General features: G+C 56.1%; 29 protein-coding genes and 2 pseudogenes. 6 read left to right on the top strand and 25 right to left on the bottom strand.

Annotated elements, in window-relative coordinates:
- Positions 1-18 precede the first annotated feature (18 nt).
- The 4 genes and pseudogenes from tnpB (H7R76_RS23920) to H7R76_RS23905 form a co-directional block, all read right to left on the bottom strand.
- Positions 19-366, bottom strand: a complete 348-nt coding sequence (tnpB, locus tag H7R76_RS23920) for an IS66 family insertion sequence element accessory protein TnpB (RefSeq protein WP_000624622.1) — start codon at positions 364-366, stop codon at positions 19-21.
- The gene (gene tnpA, locus H7R76_RS23915; protein WP_001339397.1) at positions 366-1,043 is read right to left on the bottom strand and encodes an IS66-like element accessory protein TnpA; all 678 of its coding nucleotides are present in this window, start codon (positions 1,041-1,043) and stop codon (positions 366-368) included. Before tnpA (H7R76_RS23915) ends, tnpB (H7R76_RS23920) begins: the two co-directional genes overlap by 1 nt.
- A gap of 54 nt (positions 1,044-1,097) precedes the next feature.
- Positions 1,098-1,829: pseudogene (locus H7R76_RS23910) on the bottom strand (IS110 family RNA-guided transposase); the annotation flags it as partial.
- A gap of 84 nt (positions 1,830-1,913) precedes the next feature.
- A pseudogene (locus tag H7R76_RS23905) lies at positions 1,914-2,209 on the bottom strand (Tn3 family transposase); the annotation flags it as partial.
- Positions 2,210-2,290: 81 nt separating this feature from the next.
- On the opposite strand from H7R76_RS23905, the gene tnpA (H7R76_RS23900) reads away from it, so the two are divergent.
- The 3 genes from tnpA (H7R76_RS23900) to tnpC are packed head-to-tail and all read left to right on the top strand — an operon-like array spanning position 2,291 to position 4,664.
- A complete protein-coding gene (tnpA, locus tag H7R76_RS23900) occupies positions 2,291-2,698 on the top strand; it encodes an IS66-like element accessory protein TnpA (RefSeq protein WP_015632445.1) in 408 nt (135 codons plus the stop codon).
- On the top strand, positions 2,695-3,045 hold the full coding sequence (tnpB, locus tag H7R76_RS23895) for an IS66 family insertion sequence element accessory protein TnpB (RefSeq protein ID WP_032414478.1): 351 nt from the start codon (positions 2,695-2,697) through the stop codon (positions 3,043-3,045). The genes tnpA (H7R76_RS23900) and tnpB (H7R76_RS23895) overlap by 4 nt, the downstream gene beginning before the upstream one ends.
- A 29-nt stretch (positions 3,046-3,074) precedes the next feature.
- Positions 3,075-4,664 carry an IS66 family transposase gene (gene tnpC, locus H7R76_RS23890; RefSeq protein WP_064146682.1) on the top strand — a complete coding sequence of 530 codons (1,590 nt, stop codon included), beginning with the start codon at positions 3,075-3,077 and terminating at the stop codon, positions 4,662-4,664.
- A 432-nt stretch (positions 4,665-5,096) separates the two neighbouring features.
- Here the strand turns inward: tnpC and H7R76_RS23885 are convergent, their stop codons facing one another.
- The 5 genes from H7R76_RS23885 to H7R76_RS23865 form a co-directional block, all read right to left on the bottom strand.
- The gene (locus tag H7R76_RS23885) at positions 5,097-5,399 is read right to left on the bottom strand and encodes a HigA family addiction module antitoxin (RefSeq protein ID WP_001698908.1); all 303 of its coding nucleotides are present in this window, start codon (positions 5,397-5,399) and stop codon (positions 5,097-5,099) included.
- Complete coding sequence (locus H7R76_RS23880; protein ID WP_021312774.1) at positions 5,399-5,680, bottom strand: type II toxin-antitoxin system RelE/ParE family toxin; 282 nt, start codon at positions 5,678-5,680, stop codon at positions 5,399-5,401. Before H7R76_RS23880 ends, H7R76_RS23885 begins: the two co-directional genes overlap by 1 nt.
- 190 nt (positions 5,681-5,870) lie before the next feature.
- Entirely contained in the window at positions 5,871-6,254 is a 384-nt protein-coding gene (locus tag H7R76_RS23875; RefSeq protein WP_023338071.1) for a HumD family translesion DNA polymerase, read from the bottom strand.
- Between the two features lies 1 nt (position 6,255).
- Entirely contained in the window at positions 6,256-6,495 is a 240-nt protein-coding gene (locus H7R76_RS23870) for a hypothetical protein (RefSeq protein ID WP_017694266.1), read from the bottom strand.
- A 58-nt stretch (positions 6,496-6,553) separates the two neighbouring features.
- Positions 6,554-7,774: an ISL3-like element ISKox3 family transposase gene (locus tag H7R76_RS23865; protein WP_000343760.1), complete on the bottom strand. Its 1,221-nt coding sequence runs from the start codon at positions 7,772-7,774 to the stop codon at positions 6,554-6,556.
- Between the two features lie 443 nt (positions 7,775-8,217).
- On the opposite strand from H7R76_RS23865, the gene ltrA reads away from it, so the two are divergent.
- From ltrA to H7R76_RS23850, 3 genes are all read left to right on the top strand, one after another.
- Positions 8,218-9,705, top strand: a complete 1,488-nt coding sequence (gene ltrA / locus H7R76_RS23860) for a group II intron reverse transcriptase/maturase (protein WP_024191381.1) — start codon at positions 8,218-8,220, stop codon at positions 9,703-9,705.
- Between the two features lie 469 nt (positions 9,706-10,174).
- Entirely contained in the window at positions 10,175-11,140 is a 966-nt protein-coding gene (locus tag H7R76_RS23855) for an ArdC family protein (protein WP_182968122.1), read from the top strand.
- A 479-nt stretch (positions 11,141-11,619) separates the two neighbouring features.
- Positions 11,620-12,051 (top strand): hypothetical protein, encoded by a 432-nt coding sequence (locus H7R76_RS23850; RefSeq protein ID WP_001776120.1) that lies wholly within the window; start codon positions 11,620-11,622, stop codon positions 12,049-12,051.
- Between the two features lie 32 nt (positions 12,052-12,083).
- On the opposite strand, the gene H7R76_RS23845 is transcribed toward H7R76_RS23850, so the two are convergent.
- From H7R76_RS23845 to H7R76_RS23770, 16 genes are all read right to left on the bottom strand, one after another.
- Entirely contained in the window at positions 12,084-12,611 is a 528-nt protein-coding gene (locus H7R76_RS23845) for a phospholipase D family nuclease (protein WP_001776119.1), read from the bottom strand.
- Positions 12,604-13,350 (bottom strand): MobC family replication-relaxation protein, encoded by a 747-nt coding sequence (gene mobC, locus H7R76_RS23840; protein WP_001776118.1) that lies wholly within the window; start codon positions 13,348-13,350, stop codon positions 12,604-12,606. Before mobC ends, H7R76_RS23845 begins: the two co-directional genes overlap by 8 nt.
- 14 nt (positions 13,351-13,364) lie before the next feature.
- Positions 13,365-15,272: a type IV secretory system conjugative DNA transfer family protein gene (locus H7R76_RS23835; protein ID WP_001776117.1), complete on the bottom strand. Its 1,908-nt coding sequence runs from the start codon at positions 15,270-15,272 to the stop codon at positions 13,365-13,367.
- Positions 15,273-15,980: 708 nt separating this feature from the next.
- Positions 15,981-16,373: an H-NS family histone-like protein gene (locus tag H7R76_RS23830; protein WP_001079960.1), complete on the bottom strand. Its 393-nt coding sequence runs from the start codon at positions 16,371-16,373 to the stop codon at positions 15,981-15,983.
- Positions 16,370-18,571, bottom strand: coding sequence for a type IA DNA topoisomerase (locus H7R76_RS23825; RefSeq protein ID WP_182968120.1), 2,202 nt, complete (start codon positions 18,569-18,571; stop codon positions 16,370-16,372). Before H7R76_RS23825 ends, H7R76_RS23830 begins: the two co-directional genes overlap by 4 nt.
- A complete protein-coding gene (locus H7R76_RS23820; protein ID WP_000212005.1) occupies positions 18,568-18,876 on the bottom strand; it encodes a hypothetical protein in 309 nt (102 codons plus the stop codon). Before H7R76_RS23820 ends, H7R76_RS23825 begins: the two co-directional genes overlap by 4 nt.
- Positions 18,852-19,187: a hypothetical protein gene (locus H7R76_RS23815; RefSeq protein WP_001776113.1), complete on the bottom strand. Its 336-nt coding sequence runs from the start codon at positions 19,185-19,187 to the stop codon at positions 18,852-18,854. Before H7R76_RS23815 ends, H7R76_RS23820 begins: the two co-directional genes overlap by 25 nt.
- Before the next feature lie 324 nt (positions 19,188-19,511).
- Positions 19,512-19,913, bottom strand: a complete 402-nt coding sequence (locus tag H7R76_RS23810; RefSeq protein WP_001776111.1) for a cag pathogenicity island Cag12 family protein — start codon at positions 19,911-19,913, stop codon at positions 19,512-19,514.
- A complete protein-coding gene (gene virB11, locus H7R76_RS23805; protein ID WP_000342114.1) occupies positions 19,900-20,949 on the bottom strand; it encodes a P-type DNA transfer ATPase VirB11 in 1,050 nt (349 codons plus the stop codon). Before virB11 ends, H7R76_RS23810 begins: the two co-directional genes overlap by 14 nt.
- Positions 20,950-20,952: 3 nt before the next feature.
- On the bottom strand, positions 20,953-22,149 hold the full coding sequence (virB10, locus tag H7R76_RS23800) for a VirB10/TraB/TrbI family type IV secretion system protein (RefSeq protein ID WP_039267233.1): 1,197 nt from the start codon (positions 22,147-22,149) through the stop codon (positions 20,953-20,955).
- Positions 22,146-23,039 carry a P-type conjugative transfer protein VirB9 gene (virB9, locus tag H7R76_RS23795; protein WP_182968118.1) on the bottom strand — a complete coding sequence of 298 codons (894 nt, stop codon included), beginning with the start codon at positions 23,037-23,039 and terminating at the stop codon, positions 22,146-22,148. Before virB9 ends, virB10 begins: the two co-directional genes overlap by 4 nt.
- A complete protein-coding gene (locus tag H7R76_RS23790; protein ID WP_001293055.1) occupies positions 23,032-23,718 on the bottom strand; it encodes a VirB8 family type IV secretion system protein in 687 nt (228 codons plus the stop codon). The genes virB9 and H7R76_RS23790 overlap by 8 nt, the downstream gene beginning before the upstream one ends.
- Complete coding sequence (locus H7R76_RS23785) at positions 23,711-23,851, bottom strand: hypothetical protein (RefSeq protein WP_000873539.1); 141 nt, start codon at positions 23,849-23,851, stop codon at positions 23,711-23,713. Before H7R76_RS23785 ends, H7R76_RS23790 begins: the two co-directional genes overlap by 8 nt.
- Before the next feature lie 76 nt (positions 23,852-23,927).
- On the bottom strand, positions 23,928-24,935 hold the full coding sequence (locus tag H7R76_RS23780) for a TrbL/VirB6 family protein (RefSeq protein WP_001776108.1): 1,008 nt from the start codon (positions 24,933-24,935) through the stop codon (positions 23,928-23,930).
- 228 nt (positions 24,936-25,163) lie between these two features.
- Positions 25,164-26,144, bottom strand: coding sequence for an IS5-like element IS5 family transposase (locus tag H7R76_RS23775; RefSeq protein ID WP_000019402.1), 981 nt, complete (start codon positions 26,142-26,144; stop codon positions 25,164-25,166).
- Between the two features lie 205 nt (positions 26,145-26,349).
- Positions 26,350-26,967: a DUF2238 domain-containing protein gene (locus tag H7R76_RS23770; protein WP_003032543.1), complete on the bottom strand. Its 618-nt coding sequence runs from the start codon at positions 26,965-26,967 to the stop codon at positions 26,350-26,352.
- Positions 26,968-26,984: the final 17 nt, after the last annotated feature.

Genomic DNA, 26,984 nt, shown 5'->3' with positions numbered 1-26,984 from the left:
TCCTCACTTTACAACGGGTTATATGCGGATTCCAGCGCGTTCCGTTCGTTTCGGGTGCTTCCAGTTGATACCTTCAAGAAGCATGGATAACTGAGCCGGAGTAAGGTGCACCTTGCCGTCACGGGTGACTGGCCAGACGAAGCGGCCCCGCTCCAGGCGTTTGGTGAAGAGGCACAGTCCGTCACTGTCAGCCCACAACACTTTTATCTGGTCACCCCGGCGTCCGCGGAAGATGAACAGGTGTCCGGAGAACGGGTCATCCTTCAGGACGTTCTGAACTTTTGATGCCAGGCCGTTAAAGCCATTTCGCATATCGGTGATACCTGCAACCAGCCAGATACGCGAACCTGCAGGGAGAGATATCATCAGTGGCTGCTCCCTTTTATTTCGCGGATAAGTGTCTGTAATAACGCCGGCGTCAGTTTACCTTTAAGCCTGAGAGTTCCGGCCGGCAGAACCAGCTCACAACACAGACTGTCGGACGGTGTATTTATCTGCTCTGGTTCCTGTGCGGGGGCCGGGATTTTATTATCCGGCTCCGGCGTTAACGTCACGGGAAGCAGTGCCGGCATATTTTTTCCGGAAGGCAGCAGGCCACCTTTCCGGTATTGATGGCGCCAGTTGAAGAGCAGGTTATCGTTGATTCCGTTTTCCCGGGCGATCTGCGCCACACAGGCTCCGGGCTGCAGTGACTGCTCCACTAAGGCGATTTTAAACTCATAAGGGAAGTTGGGCCGCCGGGGACGTTTTTTTACCACGGGGGCTTCGGATATAACGGTGCTTTCAGGACGTACGACTGGTACCGTGGAAAATTGTCCGTAAAGGCAGGCATCAAGTTCCTGCTCCGACATGCCTGCGGGCAAAGGCCACGAAAGGCCAGCTCTCCGAAAGCGCACGAACATACTACAAACTGTTGATTTTGGTACACCCAGGCGACGCCCGGCCACAACCCGGGGTAAATGTTCTTCAAAGTGAAGACGTAAAGCTTCAGTGATCCAGGTCCGGTGTTTCATACGATAGTGTCCATTAAAAATGATGGACATTATTTTTGTAGAGCCGGAGGAAACAGACCAGACGGTTTAAATGAGCCGGTTACCCAGCTGGCGCCCATTCTTAAAATCATGTGCATTACCGATACTGGCGACCAGCGCACAGGCCGTTGTGGGGCCAACGCCCTTCAATTCCATCAGCCGCTGACTGCGATGATCTGTTTTGGCCATGCGGGACAAAATTCGGTCATATTCAGCGATGTTATCTTCAATGCGAGCAACGTGCTCCAGCAAATCATCAACACATTGCTGAACCTGAAGTGGTAAAGAATTCTTCTGCTCAAAAACTATGTGGCGCAGGGCATCTGTACTTTGTGGGGCGATAACGCCGAATTCAGATATCAACCCCCGGAGACGATTATATGTTGCTGTTTTCTCTTCGATAAAACCCTGTCGGGTACGATGCAGACACTGCATTGCCTGCTGGCTCTCATCCTTAACCGGCACAAACCGCATATGTGGGCGACGAACCGCCTCGCAGATAGCCTGAGCATCAGCTGCATCATTTTTCCCTGATTTACCAGCCATGCGGTAAGGCGATACAAATTTAGCGGCCATCAGACGCGGCTCATGACCATACTGCCGAAACAGTCTTGCCCAGTAATGAGCCCCGGAGCACGCCTCCATCCCGATAACACAGGGCGGCAAACCAGCAATCAGCCCGGGAAGAGCTGCGCGGGTTACTCTGGATTTAACCAGAACGGTTTTGCCATTCTGGTCAACGCAATGAACAGCGAACACATTTTTAGCAAGATCGATACCGACAGTAGTAATGGTCATAACGAATCCCTCCGGGGTTGTGTTTACCCCATGATTGCACAAGAGTTAATCAGGCGCATAATCAGGGGAAGTCCCTTCCATTCGTTAAGGTCGTTTTTTGACCTTTCTACTTTAGCTGGCCTCAGCCGACGAAACTTACCGGAGGCCGGTATTCTGTTGTTTTTCCAGATGTAATCGCCTGTCAGATTGATATGCTCCCAGCCTAACGGCGACAAATGTGACAGCAGTTGCTCGTTGATCTTCACCCCTTTACGCTTCAGGGCATCGACCGCTCTTTCCATATACACTGTATTCCACAGCGAGATAGTTGCTGTCAGCAGCGTCAGTCCACTGGCGCGGTAGCTCTGATTTTCCGGTTTACGATCCCTGATTTCAGTAAGCGTCATCTCAGTACCGTCTGTTGAAATTTCCGGTGATTGACGATGATAGAGTCCTCTTATAAACGTTAATGGACTCTATCAATGTCAGATTCTCTTCGTCCCCGCAGGGTTCGTGCGTCTTACTCCATGGACTTTAAACTGGAACTTGTCGAAAAATCTTATCAGCCTGGAGCCTGCGTGGCCCAACTGGCCAGAGAACACGGGATTAATGACAATCTGTTGTTTACATGGCGCCAGCGCTACAGCCACCTTTTGCCCGATGAAATACAACGTTCAGTCAGTAAACCTGATGCTGTCATCCCTGTTGTGGTATCTGACATGTCCCTGTCACATCATGCAGAACCACACTATGAACCATCCGGTTCCGCTTACGGTGAGGTGATGACCTGCGAAGTGGCTGTCGGGAGCGCCAGTCTGCGCCTGACAGGGAACTTATCTCCCGCTATCCTGAAAACACTGCTTCGCGAACTGACCGGGAGGGGACGATGATCTCCCTCCCGTCTGGCACCCGTATCTGGCTGGTCGCCGGCGCCACCGACATGCGTAAATCCTTCAACGGTCTGGGCGAGCAGATACAGCACGTACTGGATGAGAACCCCTTCTCCGGCCACCTGTTCATCTTCCGTGGCCGCCGGGGTGATACCGTCAAAATTCTCTGGGCAGATGCGGATGGACTGTGCCTCTTCACCAAACGCCTTGAGGAAGGGCAGTTCATCTGGCCCGCCGTGCGCGACGGCAAGGTGGCCATTAGTCGCTCGCAACTGGCCATGCTCCTCGATAAGCTGGACTGGCGTCAGCCCAAAACACCCCGTCTTAACTCACTGACAATGTTGTAAAAAAAGCATGGCCGCATTATAAATGGGTCATGAGTCAGGACTATCTCGCCCGTATCACCGCGCTGGAAGAAGAACTTCGCCGGAAAGACAGCCAGCTCAGTCTCGTTGCCGAGACTGAGGCCTTCCTGCGCTCTGCGCTGACCCGCGCTGAAGAAAAGATCGAGGAAGACGAACGGGAGATAGAACACCTGAGGTCTCAGATAGAAAAACTGCGCCGTATGATGTTCGGCACCCGTTCTGAAAAACTGCGCCGCGAGGTGGCACAGGCCGAAGCGCTGCTGAAACAGCGCGAACAGGCGAGCGATCGTTACAGTGGGCGGGAAGACGACCCGCAGGTTCCCCGCCAGCTCCGTCAGTCCCGGCACCGTCGTCCGCTTCCGGAACATCTTCCCCGTGAGATACTCCGGCTGGAGCCGGAAGAAACCTGCTGCCCGGCATGTGGCGGTGAAATGGCGTACCTCAGCGAAGTCAGCGCGGAGCAGCTGGAGCTGGTTGCCAGCGCCCTGAAAGTGATCCGCACAGTGCGGGTAAAAAAAGCCTGCACAAAATGTGACGGTATCGTGGAAGCTCCCGCGCCGTCACGTCCTGTCGAGCGGGGTATCGCCGGACCGGGTCTGCTGGCCCGTGTGTTAACAGCCAAATACTGTGAACATCTGCCGCTGTACCGCCAGACGGAAATCCTTGCCCGCCAGGGGGTGGAGCTGAGCCGCGCACTGCTCTCCAACTGGGTGGATACGTGCTGCCGTTTAATGGCGCCGCTGGACGAAGCCCTTTATCACTACGTGATGAACTGCCGCAAACTGCATACAGATGATACTCCAGTGCCGGTGCTGGCGCCGGGCAGGAAAAAGACGAAAACCGGGCGTATCTGGACGTATGTCCGGGATGACCGGAATGCCGGTTCGTCAGATCCTCCGGCAGCGTGGTTCGCGTACTCACCGGACCGGCAGGGAAAACACCCGGAGCTGCACCTTCGCTCCTTCCGTGGCGTCCTGCAGGCAGATGCCTTCGCGGGGTATGACCGGCTGTTCAGTACATCGCGAGAAGGCGGCGTGCTGACAGAGGCGGCATGCTGGGCGCATGCCCGCCGAAAAATCCACGACGTGTACATCAGCAGCCAGAGCGCCACGGCGGAGGAAGCGCTGAAACGCATCGGCGAACTGTACGCCATCGAAGCGGAAATACGCGGCATGCCGGAGACAGAGCGTCTGGCGGCCAGACAGTCGCGGAGTGCGCCGCTGCTGGCGTCACTGCATGAGTGGATGGTGGAGAAAAGTGCGACACTGTCGAAAAAATCCCGGCTGGGAGAGGCGTTCACGTATGCCCTGAACCAGTGGGATGCCCTGTGTTACTACTGCCGTGACGGTCTGGCGGAACCCGACAATAACGCCGCGGAGCGGGCGCTTCGCGCCGTCTGCCTGGGAAAGAAAAACTACATCTTCTTCGGGAGCGATCATGGTGGCGAACGTGGTGCACTGCTGTACGGACTGATCGGAACGTGCCGTCTGAACGGTATCGATCCAGAAGCGTATCTGCGCCACATCCTGAGCGTTCTGCCTGAGTGGCCTTCCAACAGGGTTGGTGAACTTCTGCCGTGGAACGTGGCTATACCTGCCTGACCAGTGTCAATACGGCGTCCGGTTAACGCTTACGCAGATTCTCCGTTCCGGATGCTCTAAAACGCTGTCAGAGGGATGATAAGGCAAAAAAAAGAACCCCGAAGGGTTCTCTTTTTCGCCTCAGTCAGCGATTCGCAGTCGCTGCTGCTGCCCGAAACATGTACCGAAGTTCACGTTGTCGTTACTATAGCGAAGTAATGTTACCCCTGGGGTGATTCTACGTCAACGTGAGCCGGTAGTTCTTGCAACCTGCAATATGGATTAAGTCTATGGCTGAAGTGCTGACTGCTTTCATAAAAGCGCCGCGTATAACTCAGGTGCTGACCATCGTTCTGTGCCTAATCTTGCTGGCGCTACTGGTCACTCCGCACCTGTTCTAAGTGTAGAACCACCTAATAAAAAAGCCGCTTATGCGGCTTTTTTTATTCGGTATCAATGTACGGCAAAGTCACTTTTGACTGTAACAGGCACCACATGGGAGAGGTCGATCTCCTTGCGGGCGCGGCTAAGGTCATAGGTCGCCTGCATTGCCAGCCAGAGTCGAGCTGCGATTCCTAAACCTGCCTCAAGTTTAAGAGCCATTTCAGGACTGATTGCCGCTTTACCTGCCGAGACTTTACTCAGCGCAGAAGGGGAAACATCGAGGTTACGGGCAAGGGCTCGTAAGCTGATTTCGTTATCCTCCAGGTATTCGGTAATCAATCCCCCTGGGTGTGGTGGGTTGAGCATCGTCATTAGTGGTAGTCCTCCAGATTCAGTATGTAGGCATCACCATCTGTAAACTCAAAGGTGATTCGCCAGTTCGCCCGAACGGTGATCGCATAAAGATTCTTCTTATCGCCTTTCAGGGGGTGAAATTTAAATCCCGGATAGGCGCGGAAATCTTCTGTTGTCGTCGCTTCGTCTAACATCAGGAGGCGAAGTTTTATTCTCTCCACATCCTTTGCCTGTACTCCGCTCGGATCGTCGTTCTCAAAGAGCTTTTGTAACCCTTTGTGCTTGAAACTTTTTATCATTATTGATTCCCTGTTTCTCAACGGGAAACATTATACCACGCGTTTCTCTTAGCGAAACACTTTTCTGCAAATAAATTGTGTTTCAAGGGAAGGCGCAAGGCGAAAAACAATAATATGCGCACTTAAAATGTACATTAATAGTACATAAAGAGTACCTTATGTGTACGGTTAATTGCGTTGTATTGTATTGCTAAATTACAGGGAAATCCTCGAACTCCCCCGTTCTGGCATCGGTAACGATGTGCGTCACCACGCCCCTGATCTCGATACCTTCATCCTCATTATCCGGCAGGGCGCGGACGTTCTCCGGCCTGTCCAGCTCCTGTAGACATCTTGCCGGATGGAGACGCAGTCGCATGATCCTGAATTCATCTTCCAGCACGCAGAGCACCAGGGTGCCGTCAACCGGCCGCGCGCCGAAATCCACGATCAGCAGCGAACCCGGCCTGATGCCCTCCCGGAACGAGGTGCAGTCGCTACGAAATAGGAACACGCCCGGACGCCCGGTTTTACAGTAGCTATCCAGCGAGAGGCGGCTTTCCTGGTAATCCATTGCCGGTGACGGAAACCCCATATCAGCGCCCTCCGTTCGGATTAAACAGCTGGAACGTCCGGTTTTCTCCCTCATTGGGCGAGACGTCCCGGAACACCGTCACATACGTTTCTATCCACTGGTTAGCCTGGCGGGGCGTCCAGTGCCAGTTGAACTTGTGAAGCTCCCGGACAAAGGCTGCGGTCGTGACGGTCTGACGGCCATCCTGTTCGCGGGTGATGGCCGCACGCCAGGCAGCGTCAATTTCATAGCGTCGTGGCATCAGATTTACCTCTTTATACTGTATATACATGGGTCTTCCCCGATCATGGTGGGAAGGCTCAGAACGCCATATTCAGCTTTCCGTAGTGGAACATCACCCCCAGTTTAAAGCGCTCCCGGTTTCGGTATCCCCTGGCTTTTATCCTCAGCAGCCTGATCTTGCTGTTAAGTGCCTCCGCATTTCCGTTTGAGACACTGTGTCGCATCGCATTCAGGATCCCGTACAGCCTTTTTCCTATCGTTTTCGCGGCATTTTTCATCATGGGAACGTCACTGTTAGCCGCCAGCGCCAACCATCTCTGCCAGTCACTCCGTCTTTCCTCGCTCCATGGCCTGTTCCAGATATCCTTTGCCAGCTCTTTCAGCGCCCAGCACTGGCTCGTCAGCTTCATCTGTGCACGCAGCCACATCAGCTTTTCCTGCCGGGATTCGGTCATCCACTTATCGCTGTACTGCCACAGGAAGCGGGTTCCTTTTGCCTGGTGTCGGCTTTCAACAGGGAGGTGCGGATGTTCATTCTGACGGGTTTTATCAACTACCTCGCCCAGTTGCTTCGCCACATGGAAGCGGTCAAAGGCGATTTTCTCAACCGCACTGGGTAAGTGGATACGCGCTGCTCTTATATAGCCCGCGTTCATGTCCATTGAGAGCGTTTTGATAGCCAGCAACTGCCCATCAGTGAGCGTGCGAAGATAGCCGGCAAGACTCTCTGTGCCGCGATCATCCGTTAAGGCCAGCGCCCGACCATCGCGATCGGAGATCACCGTTATGTAACGATGTCCTTTTTTAAAGGCGACCTCATCCACATTCATATGACGGGCGGATAATGGCTTTTTTATCCGGGCAAGACCTCGCTTAACTGCCCGGGTCATAATGCCGTCAACCGCATTCCAACTGAGCTTAAGTTGCTTCCTGACAGCATCAACGGTGCTGATTTTCAGCCATGAGAGAACGAACGATTCGAATAGCAACGTATACCGGCTTCCGGGGCCAGCCCACGGAACAGGCAACGTCAGGCAGCCATGCTCCGGACACATAATTCGTGGAACATCGGCTTCAACAATAGTGGTGAACTGGCAGGTATCAAGATGGCGCCATTTACGATGACGGTGATCGTGAACAGAACAGGATTTACCGCAGGTCGGACAGGCTAGCCGGGTGTTTTCAGCGATCTCAATAGTGACAGTAACAGAACCGGCATTTTCATCGAGAGAAAGGGACTTTACCTGCCACGGATCGGACAGGTTGAGAATATGAGCGTAGAGGGACTTTTCGTCCATGGCGGTGACCTCTGGCGATTAAATACACCATTATCATGCCTTCAGCCACCACAACAAGGGAAGACCCATATACATACAGTGTGCGCCGGGAGACCGGTAGAGATCAAGGGGTGAAAGTCCCCGACCATTGAAGGACCAGCAATCCACAAGGTCCCCGAGTCATGCGTGGCATACCGCGAGGTATGGGGCGAAGCGTTGACAGGGGTGTTGACAGGCCAGCCATTGAGCCACGAAATGTATATTAAATTACCGGGTGCCGACGTTGTACTGTTAACGGAAGGCAACATCATAGGGTGCGATACTGCGAGTGCCACATGGACCCGGCGGGGTCTGAGACCCTGGCATGTCAATACGATCTCTACGCGGGAACCGGGAGATCTCCCCTCTGACCATCTGCCAGTGTCGGAGATGGCCCGCACCGGGAAGACGAGGAGTCATAGCCGGTGATGTACGGAGAGGAGAAGTCGGACTCGCTCATAGTAGCGGCGAAGCAGGCGAACAACCCGAAAGGAGCGGAGTCAGTGGAGCGAAGGAGCGGGGCCAAGGGGAACGCGGAACAGCCACACATGCGCCGGACACAGAGCCGGGAAAGCATGTCACAGAGGCTGTCACGCGTGCGGGAAGCTGCGAAGCAGCGGAAGAAAGAACGGTTTACAGCATTGTTCCACCTGCTGACAGTCGAAGCACTGGAAGCCGCATTCCTCTCCCTGAGCAGGAAAGCGGCCGCCGGAGTGGATGGCATCAGGTGGATGGACTACGCCGGAAACATGAAGAACAACATAACAGATCTGCACCGGAGGCTACATCAGGGCAGCTACAGGGCGCAGCCCGGCAGGCGTCACTACATCCCAAAAGCGGATGGAAAACAACGCCCGCTCGGCATCGCCTCGCTGGAGGACAAGATCGTCCAGTATGCGCTGGTGAAAATCCTGAACGCAGTCTATGAAAACGACTTTATGGGGTTCTCATACGGGTTCAGACCCGGGCGAAGCCAGCACGATGCACTGGACGCACTGGCCACAGGGCTGGTACGCACTAACGTAAACTGGGTACTGGATGCCGACATCAGTCAGTTCTTCGACAGGGTGAGCCACGAATGGCTGATCAGGTTCACAGAGCATCGGATCGGCGACCGGAGGGTAATCAGGCTCATACGTAAGTGGCTCACAGCCGGGACGTCGGAGGAGGGTCAATGGCGAGCAACGGAGGAAGGCACCCCACAGGGTGCGGTCATCTCACCGCTGCTGGCAAACATATACCTCCACTACGTCTTCGATCTGTGGGCGCATCAGTGGCGACGTCGCTATGCCACAGGCAATGTGGTAATGGTCAGATACGCCGATGACATCGTCATCGGGTTCGACAAACGATACGATGCCCGGCGCTTCCGTATAGCCATGCAGCGCAGACTGAGGGAGTTCGGACTCACGGTTCACCCGGAGAAAACCCGTCTGATGGAGTTCGGCCGCTTCGCTGTCGAAAACCGTGCCATCAGGGGAAAAGGCAAACCAGAAACGTTCAACTTCCTCGGGTTCACGCACATCAGCGGGAAAGATCGCAACGGCAGGTTCATGCTGATACGAAAGACCCGCCGGGATCGGATGACGGCAACTCTGAAAGCCATCAAAGACGGTCTGCGAAGGCGCTGGCATTACTCAATCCCCGAACAGGGAAAATGGCTCAGGAGAGTGGTTCAGGGATACCTGAACTATCACTCGGTACCGGGCAACTTCCCCACCATGCAGAAGTTCAGGACACACGTAACAAACCTCTGGCGCCGGGCGCTCAGGCGCAGGAGCCAGAAGGATGATACGACCTGGACGAAAGCAAACAAACTGGCAGCCGCATGGCTACCAAGGGTTCGGGTTCTTCATCCATGGCCTGTGGAGCGGTTCACCGCCAGACACCCGAGGCAGGAGCCCGGTGCGTAAATCGCGCACGCCGGGATCTGTGCGGGGGGTATCCGGTAACGGGTATCCCTACCGCGACATAAAGGGCGGTGAAATTTCTGCAAGTGATGGGGGAGTGCCGGTCAGAACGTCCCCGAAAACAAACCGCCCCCGGATTCAGGAAGGGCGAACTGACCGGCTGCGGCAGTGTAACACCGCACACCACAAAGGCAGCACTGACGTCGTCAGTGCTTTTTTTACCTGTCCTCCGGACGCTGAAGGGCGATTTCACCCGTGCAGCTAAAGGGGCGGTAAGTCCGGGTGTGCACATCGTCATTTTCTCCTGTGATGCCTTTCTCCTGCGTATCAGCTTCCGGTAATCGTCCCCCGTCACAACCTGGTCAGCAAGGGTAAATGGCACGCTGCGCGCCCTTGCAGACCAGAACGACTCCGGGCAGGCCGAACCGTCAGGCGATACGAAGACGAAATTCACACTGACGGAGAAACAGCCATGACGATGAACCTGCACACTCAGACAACCGCCCCTAAAGCTTCACAGGCGACCAGCGTATCCCCGCTGGAGCAGTCAGGCTCCTCAAAAACGAAATTTTCCAGGGGCAAAAGCAAAGCCCGTGCTGGCGCAGTCAAAACAGACCTTTACCAGACCGTAACGGACAGCATCATTGCAGCCCTGGAAAGCGGCGTTAAACCGTGGGTGTGCCCGTGGGTTCGCGACGGCGCAGCGGCGGGATTACCGGCCAACTTCAGCACCGGCACGGCATACAGCGGAATTAATATCATGCTGCTGTGGTGTAGTGCGGCAAAACAGGGTTTTCAGGACGAGCGCTGGCTGACCTACAAACAGGCGCAGGAGCTGGGCGGCCAGGTTCGTAAAGGTGAACACGGCACGACGGCCATCTTTTACAAGACTCTGGAGAAAGAGGACGAGGACGGGGAAATCGAAAAAATCCCGATGCTGAAAGCCTTTACCGTGTTTAACGTGGAGCAAATCGACGGCCTGAGCATCGAGAGCGTGCCGCAGCCGGTTGCCGGTTTCGATCCGCTGCCGCAGGCGGAAGCACTCATGACCCGGAGCGGGGCAAAAATCACCGAGCAGGGCGTAAAGGCGTTCTATCGTCCGGCCACCGATGAAATCGTCCTGCCAGAGCGGTTCCGCTTCGCGGACGCGGCGAACTTCTACGCCACCGGCCTGCATGAGCTGGTTCACTGGACGGGGGCAGCGTCCCGCCTCAATCGTGAAAAAGGCAATAAGTTTGGCTCTGAGGCGTATGCGTTTGAGGAACTGATCGCCGAGCTGGGCAGCGCGTTTCTGATGGCGGATTTGGGAATTACGGGAGAGGTGCAGCATGAAAGCTATATCGCGTCCTGGCTGAAAGCCCTGAAGGGAGACAAGCGCTACATCTTTAAAGCGGCGGCAGCGGCCTCAAAAGCGCACCGCTGGCTGATGGACTGCTGACAGCTGGAGCCCTGCGGTGCAGGGCTTCAGAATTTTTGAAAGAGAGAGAATCAGGGAGGGAATTATATAAGTCACTGTTTTTTATAATTCTGTAACGCGGCCGGCATCAGCTGCAGGACGTCCTGCAGCTGATGCCGGCACGGGAAAAAAAACAGGACAGATTCAAAAAAAATGAACCCTTTTTCAGGCGGCAGCCGTTACGTATCTGGGATACGTAACGGCGCGATGTCTTACGTAAAAAATGACGTAACGGCTTTCGCCGCCGCAGCTAAAGGGGCGGTAAGTCCGGGTGTGCACATCGTCATTTTCTCCTGTGATGCCTTTCTCCTGCGTATCAGCTTCCGGTAATCGTCCCCCGTCACAACCTGGTCAGCAAGGGTAAATGGCACGCTGCGCGCCCTTGCTGACCAGAACGACTCCGGGCAGGCCGAACCGTCAGGCGATACGAAGACGAAATTCACACTGACGGAGAAACGACCATGACGATGAACCTGCACACCCCGACAACCGCCCCTAAAGCTGCACCGGCGACCAGCGTATCCCCGCTGGAGCAGTCAGGCTCCCCAAAAACGAAATTTCCTGAAATCAAAACCGTCAAAACGGCGGTGGTTAAACTGATCAGCGACATCGAGGGCAACCTCGATCAGCGTCTGGCATATCGCGAGGCCGTAGAGGGATTGTGCCAGGAGGCGGCCAACCGGATAACCCAGTGCATGCATTCACGCAGTACAGGGCAGACGCTACGTGATCTCCGCGAGCTGCTGTCGGTGACGCTGGACACCATTATCGTGGTGGAGTTTGAAGGGGAGCAGACCCGTCTCAACTATGGCGGACGTTCAGCAGAAGACGTGATCGCCATGCTGAAAGCGCTGCATCTTGAAGGGCGCAAAGCCTGGCTGGAAGTGGAGTAAAAAAAAAAGCCCCGTCCGCAGACGGGGCTGATTCAGTACAGGGCATTCAGCGGGGTGCCCTCATCCCACAGGCGGTTAAATTCTCGCTGGTACGTCTCCGCCAGCTGCGGCGCATCCTCGATCAGCAGCACGTTTTCCGCGTTGCGTGAAACGGCGCTTGCCGTGTAGTTAAACGACCCGGTCTGGACGTTTTTGCCGTCGATCACCATAAACTTGTTGTGCATGATGGCGTAACGGCCGTTAAGGTGCACCGGCACGCCCTGGTTTATCAGATACGTCACGGCGGTGTAGCGGTCGCTGTTCGCCTTTTCGTCGGCCACCACGCGCACGGCCACGCCGCGCCGGTTAGCACCGGCGAGCGCCGTCGCGACCGGCTTACTGGTGAAGCTGTAGGCCGCGACGTCAATGCTCTGCCTGGCGTTGTTTATGGCGCCGAGCACGATTTCAAGAGCAGGGCGCCCGTCAGACGGCGAAAAACCCGCCGTCAGGACGGGCGCGGCGGTGGCGAACGCGGGCACGCAGAGGGCGGCGGCCAGCACCAGAAGGGTGGTTTTACGCATAGTTGTCCAGCTCCAGGTTTTTCAGTTCATCGAGGGTGTAAAAGCGGAAGACGTCGCGGTGTTTTGCCTCCAGTTGCACATGCTGGTTTTTCACGATCACGCTGGCGATGCTGTCGAAAATAATCTTCAGGGCGCGCTTTTTCGCCTCGTCCGGGGCGACGTAAAACGCGTACCGCCATTTTTTATCGCTGATAGCCAGCAGGTGGCTCGCCATGATGGACTGATAGCGCGCCTTTGTTTTGATACGTCGTTCGGTTTCAACGGCGATCAGCCTGCCGTCCGGCAGGCTGATAAGCCCGTCGGGACGGTGTTTGACGCTGTACTGACTGAGGAACGTTGAACGGTCGCCGTTAATCCACCCTGTCGCGCCGTTCTTCTCCAGCGTAAGGCGCACTAGCTGGTTATCAAGGTGATGGTCGAGTGACCAGCCGGTCAGGCGGTAGGGTTCAAAGCGGGCGGGCATTATGTTGTCGTCCGCCGTGAGGATAACGGCCAGCCCGTCGGCGGTAATGCCCCACAGGGATATTCTCGACGCGCGGGATTCATGCACGTGTTTCTGAATCAGCCCCATTTTCTCCACCTTCTCCAACAACCGGTAGAGAGGGCGGTCAGATTTAAAATCAAAAAGCAGCTTTATGATTTGAAAATCGCTGTAGGTTTCCTCCTTGAGAAAATTCAGCAGTACGCGAATTTTTTCAGTGCTGCGTGCATAACGTTCCTGATACGACGAAATAAGCATAGAAACTCCTTATTTTATAAATCCAGCAACGAATGTATTTCGTCATTTGGAGCGGGCTGTGATGCCATCAGCCACTCCTCGTCAGGTTGCACCGGCGGAGTGGGTATTGGCGTTGCTGAGGGTTTTTTGGTGGTTGTTGCGCTGACCGGAATAATGTCAGGTGCCGGAACTGCCGGAACCGTTTTATCAAAATCCAGATCCAGCACCGGTTTAACTTCTGCCACCGTAGCGACTGCGACCGGCGGCAGGGTAAACAGCTCCAGTGGGGCTTTTTTAACCTTGAGCGGTGAGATTAACGACGGGAACGCGAGCGCGTTCTGGCTGAAGATATAGCTGACGAACTTCGGCAGGTTCTGGAGCATATTGCTGTCGATGTAATAGCTTTCCGCCTGCCGAAGCATGCGCTCGTTATCGACTTTTTCTGTCAGCACCGCCGTGGTGGTGACTTTTCGGCTTTCATCATCGACTAAAATCGTGCCAGACATGCGCGCAATCCATTCGGCGGTGTCTGGATCCTGAAGTTTATATACCAGCTTAAACTTGCAGTTTTCCACGACCGCCCCAACCACGGCGTCGCCGTTTAAATCCGCCGGACAGTCGCGCAGGTCGGCAATTGACTGGTGCGCCATTAATATATGGACGCCTTTATCGCGTGCCGCGCCTAACCCTTCGAGCGCCGGTTTGGAAAGGTGATATTTCACCTCGTCCTTAAAGATGGCGATGGGGCGGATATTCCCCGCGACGCGGTCGCGCAATTCCGCGAGCTGGAACAGGCGAACTAAAATCATGCGCTGCGCGGTAATGATTTTAGAGTTACGCATCGAACCGATGATGTAGCAGCAGCCGCCCTTGTCGAAAATCTCCTTCAGCGCAAAACCGCCTGGCGCGTTAATGCTGTTGAGCATTGCCAGCTCCTCGGTTTTACCGTGAAAGGCTTTAATCGTCTCGCCAATGCCCTGAACATAATCGCCGTTATAAATATCCCGCACGGTTGCGCCCGGATTATCCTTCACGAACTGCGCCGCCGTTCTCGCCGCCTTGCGGTCGTCGATACGGTAAAAATCCGCCGCCTCGCCTTTTTCCGCCAGACTGAAACCGGCCACGAATAATTCCTCCAGATGGTCGGCGGTGATACCGTCGATAAGGTTCATCTGGTATTCCTGTTTATTCAGGTCGATAAGCACAAAGGGTTTTCCGGCGTCCGCGCACGCTTTTTTATACAGGTGCGGTGCCCACTCGTCGTTTTTGGGGTCGAGAACAAAAACGCCCTCGTCGGCGAGGATGCTCTGATAAAGCAGAATACCGGTTACGACGCCTTTACCGGCACCAGTGGTGCCGATAATGTCGGCGTGCTGGGTCTGCCATTCTTTTAACGGAATATATTGCGGCTCACCCTCGCGGCTCAGCCCGATAAAAATCCCCTTAGTCAGATCGATGTAATCCATCGGATCGTATTCGGTGGTGACGGGTAAAATTTCTTTTACCCGGCGAACGTCGGTTCTGCGGTCGCGCTCCATGCTGGTTTTTTTCACCATGCCGCGTTTGACCTTATCAAATTCAGGCGAGATCAAACGCCGTAAAACCACGTGCAGAATAAAACCGGCGACGGTAAACAGTAGCGCCATTGTCCAGGTAAGCAGCGGCGGACTGGCGATATCTTCCCGGCCATAAATGCGCTGTAAAAACCAGACGGCCACTGGCGCTATCGAGCCGAAAACAAAACAGATCATGGAAAGCAGAATTAAGATCCTTTGCAGAAACGTCGGCTTTTCCTGACCGCCGTGTTTCGCAGAAAATATAAAAGGCAGCATGACGCCGGACAGCAGCGCTAACGCCAGTTGATGCGCCTGCAAAAAGGCGATAAAGGCCAGGACGGCATTTGCTATCGGCGACAGCAAATGATTCAGTTTGTCGAATATCACGATATTCTCCTTCACTTAAATTCGGTCAGCACCATCGGTCAGTCAGAACGGTCACAGGTTGTGATCGTTCTGACTGACCGATTCCATGCTGCAAAAGAAGTGGCCGCTAAGCGGCCATGATCGCAGGAGGTACACTCCCGCGATCTAACGGCGTGCGGCATTACGCGCGGGCTGGACGCCCTTACTGCATGTCGCATGGGGGTAATGTCCTGGCTGAACGCCCGGCCAAAACCCCCAAGGTCAAAAGAGGCCACACCGTCGCGCGCTACGCGCGACCACCCCCTAAAAGACGCCTGTTTTAGCCCTTTTCTTCGCCTTGTTCGTTCCTCACAAGACGAATTAAAGGGAAACTAGGCTTTTTAGGGGGTGGTCGCGCCACGCTACCGGCTTTTGGCCGGAGACTTAGGCACGACGGTGTGGGGGGCAAGCCCCCCAAATAAACCGACGCGTGGGCGCGTCTTTTTGCTCGCTGGGGCGGCAAAATTTATTCGGCCCCCCCCGGCTTTTTTCGGCTCACTTGGGGTGAGCGCTCAAAAAGTGGAATCGGCGACGCAAATTAGCAATTTCTTCGAAATTGAATTTACTCGCCTCCTGCCACTTCGCAGACTCAGGCGGCCTGTCGATTAGCAATTTTTTCAAAATTGAATCGCCATGCTCGCCAGTCTTCGAAGCCCGAAAAGCCAGGTCAAAACCGACCCTGTGCCGTTGTTAGTCGGTGGTAATAAGGAAGGATTCAAGAGGTTTTCCGGCGTCAAGTTCTTGCTGAATTACAACCGGCACGCGTCCGACGCCTGACCATTTTTTATGCACGCCGTTTTCAAAATACTGATATTTAGCTTTGCGTTTTGCCGACTTTTTGGCGGGAGTTGTACTAACCAGCTCTGTCGGTGAAAAGCCCTCCGATTCAATCAGCGCCAGCAATTCATTGCGCTTTTCTTCCCGCTGTCGGCGTAGCTTTTCCTGCTCGATATGCTCTGCGCGTTTTTCATCAAGCGCTGCTGAAATACGTGCACTCAGCATCTCCAGAAAGGCAAAATCACTTTCACGTAAAAACTTTTTCAGCGCGCGCTCTGAGGTTAATTCGTCCTGGATACGGTTCATAATTTCAGCTCCTTCGGCATAGATACGTTCAATCCTTTCAGCGGATCGCGTGGTGGATATTCAAAACCGAGTTCCCCGGTTTGCGCGTTTTTCAGCGTGACGATCATCGAATAGGTGTCGTCGTTTTTCTTCGATTTAAAACCTTTAATAACGTCGGTTTTGCCCTTGCCGATTAACTTCTCGGCCTGTTTTTCCGTCAGCTTTTTGCCGCGCACTTCCAGCCATATTTTGAACTGACAGCCCGTACAGGCGCAGGTTTTCGGCGTCATAACCAGCTCAGAACCGCACGACGGACATTTAACCGCGAGGCGGTTAAGCGCCGTTTTAACGGGCTGTTTTTCCGTCGCGCTGATGGCAATATCGGCGCTCTCAACCAGGCGGGAAACTTCCGCGTAAAGACCATCAATAAAGCGCTCGATGGTCATTTCGCCGGTTTCAACCGCCGCCTGTTTTTCAGCCCATACGGCGGTCATATCCGGCTGCGTCACCGAGTCGGGCAGGGCATCAATTAACGCCAGCCCGGCGGCAGTTGGGATAAATTTGCCCTTTTCCACGGTGATGTAATCGCGGGTTTTCAGCGTCTCAATAATAGCCGCGCGGGTCGCCGGTGTGCCGATGCCGCCGTGTTCATCTTTTTTGTCTTTATCCTTCTCCTTGAGCAATTTTTTAATGCGCGGATCGGCGACAAAATCGGCCACGCGAACGAGGGCAGCGAGCAGGGTCGCCTCGGTAAACAGCGGCAGCGGTTTAGTTTTTTTCTCCGAAATCACCACCTCGCGGCAGGTTAATGTCGCCCCGGTTTGCAGGCGGCTGATGGCCTCAAACGAGGTGCTGTTTTCGTCCTCCTCGTCGTCTTCTTCCGCGTCGTTCAGGAACGTCGTAAAACCCGCATCGGTGATTTTACGCGCCGAGACTTTAAACATCTCGTCACCGCATTTAATCTCCGCGATCGACTCGTCATAGCGCTTTTTCGCCACGAACTGCGCGAGATAAAACTGCGCGATGGTGAGATAAACCGCCTTTTCCTTGTCGGTAAGGCGGCTTAAATCCGGCATGTTCGTCGTCGGGATAATGGCGGTGTGGGCGGTGACTTTTTTACTGTCAAACGCCGCACTTTTTTGCGCCGTGTCGGTGGTAAGGCCGTTAAAAACGTCGAGCGTTTTTAAGGCCGCCACCACCTGTGGCGTGTCGTTGAATTGTTCATCGGACAGATAAGAACAGTCAGAGCGGTTGTAGGTAATGTATTTACTGTCCTTGAGCTTCTGCGTGATATCGAGCGTCTGCTGCGCGGTCAGTTTGTGCCTGCGGTTCATATACACCTGGAGGCGCAGCAGGTTAAACGGCAGCGGTGCGGCCGTGGTTTTTCCCCGGTCGGTGGCGGCCGCGAGCACGCTGGCCGGTTTTCCGGCCAGAGCCCTCGCGAGTCCTTCCCCCCAGGCCTTATCCGTCAGCCGCTTTTTATCGTCCACCGGCGCGTATTCTGACGTCTGCCAGCGGGCGCAGACAACGTCCGTACCGCTGATAAACTGCCCTGCGAGCTGGTAGTAAAACGCCTCGCTGTGCGCCTGATTGTCGCGCCACCGGCGCACAATCATTCCCAGCACCGGCGTCTGGACGCGGCCAACCGAAATCGTGCCCTTATAGCCCTTATCGCGGGCTTTGAGGGTGTAACAGCGGCTCATACTGAAGCCAAAAATCGCGTCTCCTGCGCTGCGCATCAGGGCTTTCAGGTACATCCCACGAAAATCGCTGTTATCGCGCAGGGAGTTGATGGCTTTTTTCACCGCTGGCGCGGTGTTGTCGTTAATAAGCGCCCGTTTCACCGGCGCGGTGTTTCCGGCGAACTCCAGCACCTCGTCAACCAGGAGCTGCCCCTCGTCGTCCGGGTCGCCGCAGTGGACAACCATTTTGATATCCGGGCGCCGAATCAGCTTCACCAGGGTATTAGCCTGCTTTGCCACGCTCGCTTTTGGCTGAAGCTGTACCGGGTACAGCTTCAGCGGCAGGGTGTCGAGCGACCAGGTGGCGTAGGCCGGGTTGATCGTCTCCGGGGGCACCATTTCCAGCACGTGGCCGACGCAGTAGCTCACGATATCGGTCGCCGATTCGGCATAGCCGTCGTGCCGGGTGAAGTTGCCGCCCAGCGCTTTCGCGATATCGCTCGCGACTGCGGGTTTTTCTGCAATCCACAGTCTCATTCTTGATCTCTCCTGATTTCATCCATCGTTTCGAAGTACATCATTCGACTTTCCTGAAAGTCGTTATCAGACAGACTAAAGCCATGATCCGCCGCTACTGTCATGAACGTCTCAGCATCACGGACGCTGAGACTGGTCAGAACATCGTGCAATTCGCACAGGGCGCGATATTGGTAGATTTCGTAATGCAGGCCGCAGCCGCGATGCGCTTCTTTCTCGATGCGAGAAATCAGGCTCGCGGCACTAACGGAATCACCACGCACATGCGGCCACGGCGGGGCTATAAATCCGGTTTTTGTTGCCATTGGAGTGCATCCTTATCGTCGAGTTTTTCCCATTCCGCCGCCTCGTCGTCGCTCAGCGGAACGGTGTAAAAGAAGACCGGCATACTGAGCACGGAGCGGAAGAACGACTGACGTTCTGCTGGTAATGCCTGGAAGGTCGGCGAGTGCTGCGCGGCGAGCTGGACGAGTTCGGACGTGTTGGCCTGAAAATGATCCTGTTTCTGGCTGATTTCCGACAAAACGAGCAGCACCGTCTGCAAATCACCTGCAGGAAGCTCCTCATCTTTCAGCAGCCCGGAAAAGTTATTAATAGAAACGGTTTGATTAATCACGTGGTGTCTCCTTTACGGCTGCCGTTTTACCAACCGTTCATACGGCCAAATTTCGAGATGATCTTGCCGACAATGGCGCTGTCAGCGGACGGGCAGGCGCTCAGTTTTTTCTGCCGCGCTGCGGCGGTGTGATCGGGTAAAAACGACCCCTTTTTTTCTTTTTGATGCTCATGAAATTTTTGTACATCGGGTCACACTCGGCGGGACTGCTGCCGTCGAGCTTTCCGGCCAGGCACAGCACCATCGCGCACGGGTCATTCGGGTCGGCATTCTGGCCATCGGCGGCGAACGCCGGAGAAGTAAGGGCGCACAGCAGCGCCGCCGTTATCGGTAGAAGACGATTTCTGAGGTGTCGCAGGTCAGGCAGCCGGAGCGGGGGCGAAACTCCACCACACCCTTGTAGCCGCCCTCGCGGAGCCAGGTTTTGGCCGCAAAGAAGCGCTGGCCGTCCGGGGCATTTACTACCGCGCGCGAGGCGTGCGCAACCGCGTACCACTGTGCGGCCGGGTAAATCCCGCCGGGTTCAAAACGCGCAAGCACCTGCGACCAGTGCCCTTCCGTCACCGGCGAGGCCACGATAAGACGGTTGGGTTCCCATACCGGCCGGGTGGTCGTTACCGGCTGCGCCGGTTGTGACCAGTCAACGGCCGCAGGCTCCGGTGGCGAAGAACAGCCCGCCAGGAGGACGACGATCGCCGTCAGGCCGGTCAGTTTAGGCAGCATCATTGAAACTCTCCTTCATAGCCTGCATGTGCAGGGGTTTAAAATAGACGTCGCTCATGCGGCGCACGTTGCCGTGAACGTCCACGCTCACAATGACGTCGACGCAGTGCAGTACCTTGCGCAGCAGCACGTCAACCGGCATGCCCCGGCACGCCGGATGCTCGTAGCAGCGGTCAATCAGCCCGGAGATACACTCGCGCGGGCTGCCCGCGTGCAGGGAGGACATAAACCCCTCGTGCCCGGACTCAATCAGCTTGAGTGCGTCCCACGCCTCGCGGCCACGCACCTCGGCGAGCAGGGGGCGGTCGGGGTTCATACGGTAAATCGCGCGCACCAGGCGATCAGAGGTGACTATTGCGCCCTCTCCGGCGTCCGCCGGGTAGAACAGATGAACGTAGTTTTTCTGGCTGTAAAACTTCAGCTCCGGGTTGTCCTCGATGGTGATAAGGCGCAGCGTCTCGGGAATGTAGTGCAGCAGCATCTTCATGTAGGTGGTTTTCCCAGAGCCTGTTTCCCCCACCACAAAGAGCGTTTTGCCGTACTCCACGCACTTTTCCATAAAAAGCGGGATATTCCCGGACAGGTATATGCGGCTCAGCTCCCCGTCTTTTGATTCCACCTTTTCTGTACCCTGCACCCGGTCATAAAACCCGGCATCGATATACGACTGATGGGTGCGCTGGAAGTAGTCCGGCTTACGCAGGGTGATTGAGATGGTGTTGCGCTCACAGGCCGGGGGCACCACTATCTGGCAGCGTTCTCCTGTAGGGAGCGTGGCCGAGAGGATAGGCGACGTTTCATCAATGGTGTCGTTGTTCCACACGGCCAGCGCCCTGGCAAAGGACGAGCACTGGCGCAGCGTGACCGGCGAGGCGTGCATTTCCCACGCCCCGTTGATTTTTGTGTGCAGCTCTCCGGGGCGGTTGATGGCAATTTCCGTCAGCCCCTCCCGGCTCAGGTAGTCCCCGAACAACAGATCGCGCAGGTGTGACAGCGCGACGTTGCCCTCTGACGGGGTATCAGTCAGTTTATCGTCCATCGCTTACCTCATGCGCAGTCTGTAGACGTCTGAAAAATCAATGTCCGCCCCCGTGACCAGGCCAATCACGTCACCCTGGTTGAGGTACATCGTCGGCGGGATGTTAATGCTGTTTTCCAGGAGCGTTTTTGCCATTTCCGCCGTGGCCGCGCGGGTGTTCTCCGTGTAGTCCGTGTTGCGATCCTTGCCCGGCGACGAGCCGGAGGCCGCAGCGGCAAAGTCCTGTACCGTGCCGAGCAGGAGGGTATTACCTATCCGCTCCAGCCAGTGATTGTCTATCCAGCCCGCGACGCCGTTCTCGCCAAGCGCCCCCACGGCCTGGCTGTCAACCATCGGAATAACCAGGCGGCCGGGTTCCGGCGTGCGCAGCTCGGTGATGGCGAGGAACAGACGCCCCTGCCCGTTTTTCAGCGTGCCGGTGCGGTACAGGCCGCGCGCCTCAGTGCCTGCCGGGATAAGGCGCACGGCGTTGCTGGCGCTGTAAATGTCCTCGCTGATAAGGCAGTTAAAGCGCCCGCCCACGTCCGATACAAAGCGCTGCATCATCGCGCAGGGGATATGCCGGTCGGCCGGAATGTACAAATCCGGATCGAGGCCGAGCCGCTTCACGCCGGTAATGCGCGCCAGCCCGTTATCCTGCGACTGCCCGGCGGGTGTTGCAGAGCCTGGCGCGGACGCGCTGCCCGCAGGTGATACGTTACTGCTGGCCGTGCTTTTCGGGGCGCTGCTTGCAGTGGTTGGGGCGCTGTCTGCCAGGGCGCTGACCTTGTCAAACGTCAGGGGGGGCGGTGATGCCTGCGGCGGCGCGGCGGTATCAGTCGGAGTAGTCTTCTCCTGGCCGGTTGTGTCTGCCAGCTGTCCCAGCGGGTTCAGATCCCGTCCGAGGTTATTGCGCTCGCGGGCGGGGGAGGTGGCGTGCGATTCCGGTTCATGGCTCGCGCTTTTCCCGCTGCCGTCACCCTTCAGTTTCGCCATCAGGTAATCCCCGCCGGTGGCGATAATGACCAGTAACACCAGGCTGATGGCGGCCAGCACGAGCGTGCGGCGGCTGCGGCGCTTCGCGTGCTGCACCACCTGTGGCTGTCCGGGTGGCACCGCGCCTGCGGCGGGTTTATCGCCGTCAATCTCTGCCCGCGCCCGCTCGCGGGCTTCCGCCTCCAGTTCGGCGGCGGTTTTAATGTCTTCCTGTTCGTTCATCATTTGCTCTCCAGTTTCACATCCGGTGAGACGGTGCTGCCGTTCGCCACGGTGACTTTCCCGTAACTGCCGTTTTCAATCCCCACGACCTGGCTGCCGTAGCGCAGCACAAAGCGTGGAGAAAGAGAGCGCAGTACCATCACCCGGTAGTTACCCTCGGTGCTGAAGGTCGGGGTGATCACCTGCTCGCTGCCGCCGACGATGACGGTCGGCGACGGGATCAGCTTCTGCGGTGAAAAGCCGAGATAGGTAAACCGGCCGTCGTCATACGCAAAATCCGGGGTGATCGACTCCGAACCTGCCGCCACCCTGCGGGTGTAGTTCCAGTTGCGCGGCGCAGTGGATTTCTTCAGGGCAAACTGAATGCGTTCTTTCTCCTGCGCGGCCTGAAGCTCCTGCTGACGGGCGAGGCGGGCTGCGTCGTTCTGCCTGCGGGTATCGTCGGGGTAGCTGAAGCGCACCACAAAGGCCAGATTTTCCGCCTCGCGATCGTTATCGATCACGTTCAGCATCAGGCTGTAGTCGCGCTTTGTGGTGGTCACAAACAGGTTGGTCTGCCAGTCCTGCTGCGTGGGGGTGAAAATCTTCTGGACGGTTTTGCCGTCCGCATCCGTTACCGGCTGCTTCACCGGCGCGGGGCTAATCCCCACGCGGTTACGGTCGGATGTGATCGTCCAGCCCTGCGGAAAACCAGCGGTGGCGGTGATCACCTCCTCGTCGGCGTCAAAAACCAGCGTCGTGATGTAACCCGCCCGCGTGTTAATCACTGTCGTGTTCTGGCTGTTGTAGGGGATGTTCTGCATGCGGCTGTCATAGGCGCTGCCGTGCGGTGTCGCCGCACCCCATGCTGACGCGGCGGTCAGCAGGAGGGCACACATCAGTACCTTATTCATCGCTTTTCTCCTTAAACCGCTGGTAACTGGTGACGATGAAGCCGAACGGGTTCACCTCGCGCTCGGAGGCCGTCATTTTCTTCTGCGGGAAATAGCGGTAGGTCATGCGCACCGTCCAGTAATCATACGTTTCGGTGTTGTCCTTGACCTTTCGAATGGTGCGCTTGATGCGCAGCATCTCCACCATGCTGGAGCCGGTGCCCTCTGACGGTACGTTGGAGAGGACTTCCACCGTGACCACATAGGCCGCCTGCTGAAACACAGCGTCCGGCGCGTCCGGGCTGTTAAACCAGTCGAGGTATTCCTTGTTGACCTCGTCGCTGTTGAACATCTGCGTCTCTCTGTAGTCCTGCTGAAGGGCGAAATAGTTGTACCCCTCGCGGCGCTTCACGTAGGACGCAGTCTGCGAGAGATTGAGCACCTCGGAGGTGTCCAGCTTGTCCTCGCCGACGGTGGTGACGCGCTCGATGCGCCCGGTCTGACGGTCGAGCGTGTACAGCTCCACGGTGGTGGTTTTGAGCGGTAGCAGCAGGATAAGGGCGGCAAGGGCGAAGACGAGCAGCAGACCGGCGAGCGCCGCCACGATCCAGCCCGCCTTTTTCATGCGCATATCCCGCTCAAGAATGGCGTTCTCAAACGAGCGCGAGTCGCTCAGGGCTTTGGCGGTAAGTTCAGACATGGGGGGTTAACTCCTGAATAATGGCCGGGGAATTGACCGGCTCCGGGTTGCCCGACACGGGCGGAAGTTGGGTGTTTCGCTGTGCGCAGCCTGCAAGCAGGCACAGCATCAGCAGCGTGATGCCGTATTTCATGGTGTTTTTCCTGTGGTAAAGACGTGACGAAGCCGCAGGACGCCGTTGCGGCGTCCCGCAGTTCAGTCAGACTGGGTTATCTCTGGTAGCGTTCCTGCATCCGCTGAACGGCGGCGCGGCTGCGGCTGCGCGCATCGCCGGTGGCGCGGGAGGCCGTGGAGGCAGACGAGGCCGTTGCGCTGCCGGTACTGTTAAGGTTCTGTGAGGCTTTATCCCCCACCGCACCGGCTGCGGAGGAGGCGGATTGACGGGCTGAACCTATTCCCGACGCGGCAAGTGCCTGCGCGGCACCCTGTGCGGATGCACCGGCAAGCGCCTCGGCCAGCTTATAGGTCAGGACCATCACGGCGGCGGCACCCGCCGTGCCGAGGAAGACCTGAACGGCCAGAGTCAGGTAGTTGGCATCGGATGCTTTTGTGGCGCCCGCCAGGATGTAGTCCAGGTAATCCATTACCACCGTCAGGGCGATGCCGCTGAACAGGGATGTAAGGATGCAGCCCAGAATAATTCTGAGCCAGTTGCTGAACATATCCCGGAACCACGACCACATCAGGCAGTAGATAAAGATCGGGGCGGTCGCCAGCATCAGCAGCATCACCAGTTCGGCTATCAGGTTAATGATGGCCGTGATGCCTACCAGTAACATGACGCCTGCCCAGACCAGAAACTGCGCCAGAGTGCCTTTTAGAGCGACATAGGTTGAATCATCATAAGAGTAAAGCTTCTCCCCAAGTGCTTGAGCCTTTTCCCAGACCGTATCCAGCCGCGCCCAGATCGACGCGTCGCCGCTGAATCCGTCCCGCAGGCCGGTGATGGCATCCGAAACCAGATCGAGATAGCCTCCGGCGTTGGTGACGAAAATCATGATGATGAGCATCCGGCTCACGTCCCACACGATCTCCTCGAAGGGGCGGACAAGCTTGCCTGCCATCGTCTGGTAGGCGCGCCACGTGATGTACAGCGAGAGCACCGCGACGGAGAACAGGTGTGCCATCCACCCCCCCGTATCGGCGGCCACGCTGGTGAGCACGCTGTCAAACCCCTCCATGATGTGGCTGTTTAATCCGACGAATATTCCACTCATGGTGCGTTCTCCTGTCGCTAATTCAGGTCAGCAATAGGCTCTTGCACGCGAGCTTTATCAAGGTCTTTCAGGATTTGCTTATGGAAGGTGCGAATAAGCGGGGAAATTCTTCTCGGCTGACTCAGCCATTTCATTTCTTCATGTTTGAGCCGATTTTTTCTCCCGTAAATGCCTTGAATCAGCCTATTTAGACCGTTTCTTCGCCATTTAAGGCGTTATTCCCAGTTTTTAGTGAGATCTCTCCCACTGACGTATCATTTGGTCCGCCCGAAACAGGTTGGCCAGCGTGAATAACATCGCCAGTTGGTTATCGTTTTTCAGCAACCCCTTGTATCTGGCTTTCACGAAGCCGAACTGTCGCTTGATGATGCGAAATGGGTGCTCCACCTTGGCCCGGATGCTGGCTTTCATGTATTCGATGTTGATGGCCGTTTTGTTCTTGCGTGGATGCTGTTTCAAGGTTCTTACCTTGCCGGGGCGCTCGGCGATCAGCCAGTCCACATCCACCTCGGCCAGCTCCTCGCGCTGTGGCGCCCCTTGGTAGCCGGCATCGGCTGAGACAAATTGCTCCTCTCCATGAAGCAGATTACCCAGCTGATTGAGGTCATGCTCGTTGGCCGCGGTGGTGACCAGGCTGTGGGTCAGGCCACTCTTGGCATCGACACCAATGTGGGCCTTCATGCCAAAGTGCCACTGATTGCCTTTCTTGGTCTGATGCATCTCCGGATCGCGTTGCTGCTCTTTGTTCTTGGTCGAGCTGGGTGCCTCAATGATGGTGGCATCGACCAAGGTGCCTTGAGTCATCATGACGCCTGCTTCGGCCAGCCAGCGATTGATGGTCTTGAACAATTGGCGGGCCAGTTGATGCTGCTCCAGCAGGTGGCGGAAATTCATGATGGTGGTGCGGTCAGGCAAGGCGCTATCCAGGGATAACCGGGCAAACAGACGCATGGAGGCGATTTCGTACAGAGCATCTTCCATCGCGCCATCGCTCAGGTTGTACCAATGCTGCATGCAGTGAATGCGTAGCATGGTTTCCAGCGGATAAGGTCGCCGGCCATTACCAGCCTTGGGGTAAAACGGCTCGATGACTTCCACCATGTTTTGCCATGGCAGAATCTGCTCCATGCGGGACAAGAAAATCTCTTTTCTGGTCTGACGGCGCTTACTGCTGAATTCACTGTCGGCGAAGGTGAGTTGATGACTCATGATGAACCCTGTTCCATGGCTCCAGATGACAAACATGATCTCATATCAGGGACTTGTTCGCACCTTCCCTATAAGCTGGATAAATTGCAAAATGATATCTGGCGCTGGAGCGACCTGAGAAGAACCATCCTGATTTGTAAGGTTGTTGCCTGATAAACGGTGTGCTGTATAACGCAGAACCCGCCAATCAGGCGGGTTCGAGAAATTACAGTAAGCGCATTAGCTGGCGCTGATGGTAACGACCAAGCAGCAATACCGTGGTTAATGCCCCGAGCAAGGCGCAGAACATGTCCGACTGCGTATCCCACGGATCGCCCTGAGTCCCCAGGAAATCATCTGCGCCCTGGCCCATCGCCAGCGCCGCCCACCACTCGATCAATTCATAGGCTGCACTGATGGCCAAAGCGATACAGCAGACCAGAAAACCGACCATTTTACGCCCGCGCACGTAGCCGCTGCGCAGTAAAATTTCTCGCGCCGCCAGTGCCGGAACCAGCCCCTGGAAAAAGTGGCCCAGTTTGTCGTAAGGATTGCGGCTCAGGTTAAACATCTCCTGCACGTCGAAGCCGATGGGCACTTTGGCGTAGGTGTACATGCCGCCGCCGATCAGAATAAGCGCGTGGAAAAAGATAAGCGTGTAAAGGAGGGGCGTCAGCGGGTAGCGACGATGCGTGGACAATAGCAGCGGCACAATGATAATGACCGGGGTGACCTCCATGAGCCAGGTCGTGCGGTCAGCGGTAAAGAGGCCGGTGTAAATCAGGGCAAGCAACAGGATCAGCGCGCCGCCTTTGAGTGTCGATGAGAGTGCGGTTGATGTCATACTCGTCTTCTGTCTCA

The organism is Klebsiella sp. WP8-S18-ESBL-06 (assembly GCF_014169755.1).
Taxonomy (GTDB): Bacteria; Pseudomonadota; Gammaproteobacteria; order Enterobacterales; family Enterobacteriaceae; genus Kluyvera; species Kluyvera ascorbata_B.
This window is presented reverse-complemented; position numbering and strand designations above follow the sequence as displayed.

Coding starts and splice junctions, on each gene's coding strand:
- tnpB (WP_000624622.1), bottom strand. CDS start 366: ATGATATCTCTCCCTGCAGGTTCGCGTATCTGGCTGGTTGCAGGTATC.
- tnpA (WP_001339397.1), bottom strand. CDS start 1,043: ATGTCCATCATTTTTAATGGACACTATCGTATGAAACACCGGACCTGG.
- tnpA (WP_015632445.1), top strand. CDS start 2,291: ATGTCAGATTCTCTTCGTCCCCGCAGGGTTCGTGCGTCTTACTCCATG.
- tnpB (WP_032414478.1), top strand. CDS start 2,695: ATGATCTCCCTCCCGTCTGGCACCCGTATCTGGCTGGTCGCCGGCGCC.
- tnpC (WP_064146682.1), top strand. CDS start 3,075: ATGAGTCAGGACTATCTCGCCCGTATCACCGCGCTGGAAGAAGAACTT.
- H7R76_RS23885 (WP_001698908.1), bottom strand. CDS start 5,399: ATGACGATGCTCAACCCACCACACCCAGGGGGATTGATTACCGAATAC.
- H7R76_RS23880 (WP_021312774.1), bottom strand. CDS start 5,680: ATGATAAAAAGTTTCAAGCACAAAGGGTTACAAAAGCTCTTTGAGAAC.
- H7R76_RS23875 (WP_023338071.1), bottom strand. CDS start 6,254: ATGGGGTTTCCGTCACCGGCAATGGATTACCAGGAAAGCCGCCTCTCG.
- H7R76_RS23870 (WP_017694266.1), bottom strand. CDS start 6,495: ATGCCACGACGCTATGAAATTGACGCTGCCTGGCGTGCGGCCATCACC.
- H7R76_RS23865 (WP_000343760.1), bottom strand. CDS start 7,774: ATGGACGAAAAGTCCCTCTACGCTCATATTCTCAACCTGTCCGATCCG.
- H7R76_RS23855 (WP_182968122.1), top strand. CDS start 10,175: ATGACGATGAACCTGCACACTCAGACAACCGCCCCTAAAGCTTCACAG.
- H7R76_RS23850 (WP_001776120.1), top strand. CDS start 11,620: ATGACGATGAACCTGCACACCCCGACAACCGCCCCTAAAGCTGCACCG.
- H7R76_RS23845 (WP_001776119.1), bottom strand. CDS start 12,611: ATGCGTAAAACCACCCTTCTGGTGCTGGCCGCCGCCCTCTGCGTGCCC.
- mobC (WP_001776118.1), bottom strand. CDS start 13,350: ATGCTTATTTCGTCGTATCAGGAACGTTATGCACGCAGCACTGAAAAA.
- H7R76_RS23830 (WP_001079960.1), bottom strand. CDS start 16,373: ATGAACCGTATCCAGGACGAATTAACCTCAGAGCGCGCGCTGAAAAAG.
- H7R76_RS23825 (WP_182968120.1), bottom strand. CDS start 18,571: ATGAGACTGTGGATTGCAGAAAAACCCGCAGTCGCGAGCGATATCGCG.
- H7R76_RS23820 (WP_000212005.1), bottom strand. CDS start 18,876: ATGGCAACAAAAACCGGATTTATAGCCCCGCCGTGGCCGCATGTGCGT.
- H7R76_RS23810 (WP_001776111.1), bottom strand. CDS start 19,913: ATGATGCTGCCTAAACTGACCGGCCTGACGGCGATCGTCGTCCTCCTG.
- virB11 (WP_000342114.1), bottom strand. CDS start 20,949: ATGGACGATAAACTGACTGATACCCCGTCAGAGGGCAACGTCGCGCTG.
- virB10 (WP_039267233.1), bottom strand. CDS start 22,149: ATGATGAACGAACAGGAAGACATTAAAACCGCCGCCGAACTGGAGGCG.
- virB9 (WP_182968118.1), bottom strand. CDS start 23,039: ATGAATAAGGTACTGATGTGTGCCCTCCTGCTGACCGCCGCGTCAGCA.
- H7R76_RS23790 (WP_001293055.1), bottom strand. CDS start 23,718: ATGTCTGAACTTACCGCCAAAGCCCTGAGCGACTCGCGCTCGTTTGAG.
- H7R76_RS23785 (WP_000873539.1), bottom strand. CDS start 23,851: ATGAAATACGGCATCACGCTGCTGATGCTGTGCCTGCTTGCAGGCTGC.
- H7R76_RS23780 (WP_001776108.1), bottom strand. CDS start 24,935: ATGAGTGGAATATTCGTCGGATTAAACAGCCACATCATGGAGGGGTTT.
- H7R76_RS23775 (WP_000019402.1), bottom strand. CDS start 26,144: ATGAGTCATCAACTCACCTTCGCCGACAGTGAATTCAGCAGTAAGCGC.
- H7R76_RS23770 (WP_003032543.1), bottom strand. CDS start 26,967: ATGACATCAACCGCACTCTCATCGACACTCAAAGGCGGCGCGCTGATC.